The following is a 2782-nucleotide window of genomic DNA, read 5'->3' as shown; positions in this document are numbered from 1 at the left end:
GGATAAGGAATTCCCATACATAAGAAAAGGCAGTGGATTAACATGAAAAAAACATTATTAGCACTAGCTATTGCGAGTATCTCGGCGTCAGCATTCGCAGTGGAAACTACTTCTCAAAACGCCAAACCAGTATTCGAATTTGATCCAGTTCATAAAGATCAGTTTTCTGTTTCAGGTGCTTGGGGCATTGGTGGTTATTACGATACAAAAACTGATGCTCTGTATGATGATTGGGCTACTGCACTAACTGTAGCTGTTAACTACAAAAATAACCGACTATTGGGTTATCTCGAAGTTGACTTGGAAATGAATTACAGTACTGACGAAGCTAAACAACCGATTCAATCAGGTCCAGCAACAGATGTAGATAAAGCATGGCTTGGTTTTGATACTGGATTTGGTGTTCTGTCATTAGGTTGGGAAAATGATACAGCTCTAGATAAAGTTGATGGTGCTGGTGACCAAACGTACGAATTCGGCGCCTCAGCTGGTGATGCATCTGATGGCTTCAATGTAATTAAATTCGAAGGTTCTACTTCGGGTTTTGCTTACGGTATTTCTACCTCTGAAACGGACGATGATCGTCAAAAGGCTGATACTGCTTACAACGGTTATGTAGGTATCGAACAGTCTTCATTCAACGTTTATGCTGGTTATGAGACTCGTGATGATGCTGACTACAATGTTACATCTGTTTCTGGTAATGCTAAGCTTGGCGATGCGCTAACTATCGGTGCAAACTTCTGGATCGATGAAGGTGCAACTGATGTTAAAGACAATACTACTAATTTAGAGAAAATTGGTTACTACCTATCTGCTGGTTACGCTGTTTCTGATAGTGTTACACTTGCTGCTGGTTATGCAACCAACACCACTGAAGAAGACGGAAAAGAAGATATCGATCGTAGTTATGTAAACGTTGCTGCTATGTATACTCATAGCGACAAGATCGACATGGGTATCGATATTCGTCAAGACCTAGATGTTAAGAAAGGTGAAGACGAAGAGACTTATGTATTCGCAGCTGCATTCTACAAATTCTAATCGAAAGCTTCCCCTATAAAATAAGGCCAATCGTATGATTGGCCTTATTTCTTATATCATGACCCACAACACTTCTTAAATTTCTTGCCGCTACCGCAATGACATGGGTCATTTCGTCCTAGCTTCGTTGGTGTGTTCTCCTGTGGAAATTCACCGTCAATGTAGAACCAGATACCATTTTCTCGTATAAATCGTGAACGTTCTTGCAGACAAAATTGCTGTTGATTCTGTGTGTAATAGGCTTTGAAATGAACGAAGCCTTCATTTTCGTTGTTGCGGATACTTGCGGAGATGACGTCTAGCCCACACCATTGACTGTTGATTGATTCTTCAATCGCGTCGCGTTGCTGTGGTGCATTGCAACTCGGATGATAGGTATTGATGACAAAATCAACCAAGCCTAGAACATGGGCACTATAGCGGGCTCTCATCAGTTGTTCTGGATAGATGGCTAAAGCTGAATCACTGTGGATTGGTTCACAACAGTGTTGGTAATCTAAATGGCTACCACAATAGCATTGGTTCATAAATCCTCTCAAATTGCCCATGCAGATAAGACGGGGAAGTTTAAGGAGATCTAAACTCGATGTCTACTCAGGAGTGGACACCCAGTAAATCGGCTGTCCATTTCACAGCTTCGTTGTAACACTCTTTCACCACGGGCTCTTCGATACTTAATGCATGAGCAATTTTCTCAACCTTTTGCCAGTCAGCCTGTTCATAAGCTCGAGTTAATTCAAGTACCAGACCTAACTCTCCTTTCCCTTCTATTAGTGCAAGTTTAACGTATTCGTCGATAGGCATCTCTTCCATGATACTTTCTAAAGGTTGATCAAGTAGGCTATCGAGTAGCGAAAACATTCCTGTCAGGAAGGCCGAACCGGGTTCAACGTTCATTTTTGCTTTCACACCGATCAGCTCGCAATATCTTGCCCTTTGAATGGATAAGCCATACAAATAATCCGGTTTAGATTCTTGCGTCGAAGCAATCGCAACCAAGGAGATAAACTTTCTCAATCGTTGTTCACCGAGATAGATCAGCGCTTGTTTAAATGAATGGATCTTTGAACTGACTGTCGCGGATGAGTTAACAAAGGTTAACAGTTTATAAGACAGGGTCAGGTCGGTGGCGACAAGCTCCTCAATGGCTTTGTAATCGAGGTTAGATTTGGCTATTTCTTTGAACAGTTGCACCACAGTAAGAAATGCAGGCTCTAACGCTTTGCGCTGTAACATCTCTGGTTTGCTAAAAAAGTAGCCTTGAAAATAGGTAAAGCCCGCCTTTTTAGCTTGCTTAAACTCTTCATAGGTTTCTACTTTCTCAGCAAGGAACTCAATTTTCGTCGCACCAAGTTTTTGAATAAAGCGAGCGGCTTTTTCAAGGGGAACGATACGGATGTCAAATTTGATAATTGACACATAGGGGAAGAAGACGAGCCAGCCTGAACTGGGTACAAAGTCATCAAGCGCAATTCGGTAACCAAGCTTCGCCATCTTTTTAATTGCTTCTAATAACTCTAAAGTTGGTTCGCAATCTTCCAATACCTCAACGACCAAGTTTTGCGCAGGAAAAAGCGTAGGCACGAGGTTAATCAGGCTTTGATAAGGAAAATTGACAAACCCTAAATGCTTACCCAGCGTATTGTAATGAGTGGATAAAAAATGATCAGAGAGTAACCGGCTCGTTGCTAAGTCTGGGTCTATATCTGGAAAGGTGTTCTTAGGACCGTCTCGAAAT

The 2782-nt window shown here is 41.8% G+C and carries 3 protein-coding genes; 1 reads left to right on the top strand and 2 read right to left on the bottom strand.

What is annotated here, in order from left to right:
• The first annotated feature begins 42 nt into the window (after positions 1-42).
• The gene (locus B9J84_RS13935; protein WP_094124386.1) at positions 43-1044 is read left to right on the top strand and encodes a porin; all 1002 of its coding nucleotides are present in this window, start codon (positions 43-45) and stop codon (positions 1042-1044) included.
• Between the two features lie 56 nt (positions 1045-1100).
• On the opposite strand, the gene B9J84_RS13930 is transcribed toward B9J84_RS13935, so the two are convergent.
• Together B9J84_RS13930 and B9J84_RS13925 are read right to left on the bottom strand one after the other, a co-directional pair.
• The gene (locus tag B9J84_RS13930) at positions 1101-1571 is read right to left on the bottom strand and encodes a YchJ family metal-binding protein (protein WP_141201532.1); all 471 of its coding nucleotides are present in this window, start codon (positions 1569-1571) and stop codon (positions 1101-1103) included.
• A 67-nt stretch (positions 1572-1638) separates the two neighbouring features.
• The coding region (locus B9J84_RS13925; RefSeq protein ID WP_143698873.1) for an HDOD domain-containing protein at positions 1639-2782 on the bottom strand (1144 nt) is incomplete at its 5' end.

The organism is Vibrio sp. V03_P4A6T147 (assembly GCF_002241085.1).
In the GTDB taxonomy this organism is placed as follows: Bacteria; Pseudomonadota; Gammaproteobacteria; order Enterobacterales; family Vibrionaceae; genus Vibrio; species Vibrio anguillarum.
This window is presented reverse-complemented; position numbering and strand designations above follow the sequence as displayed.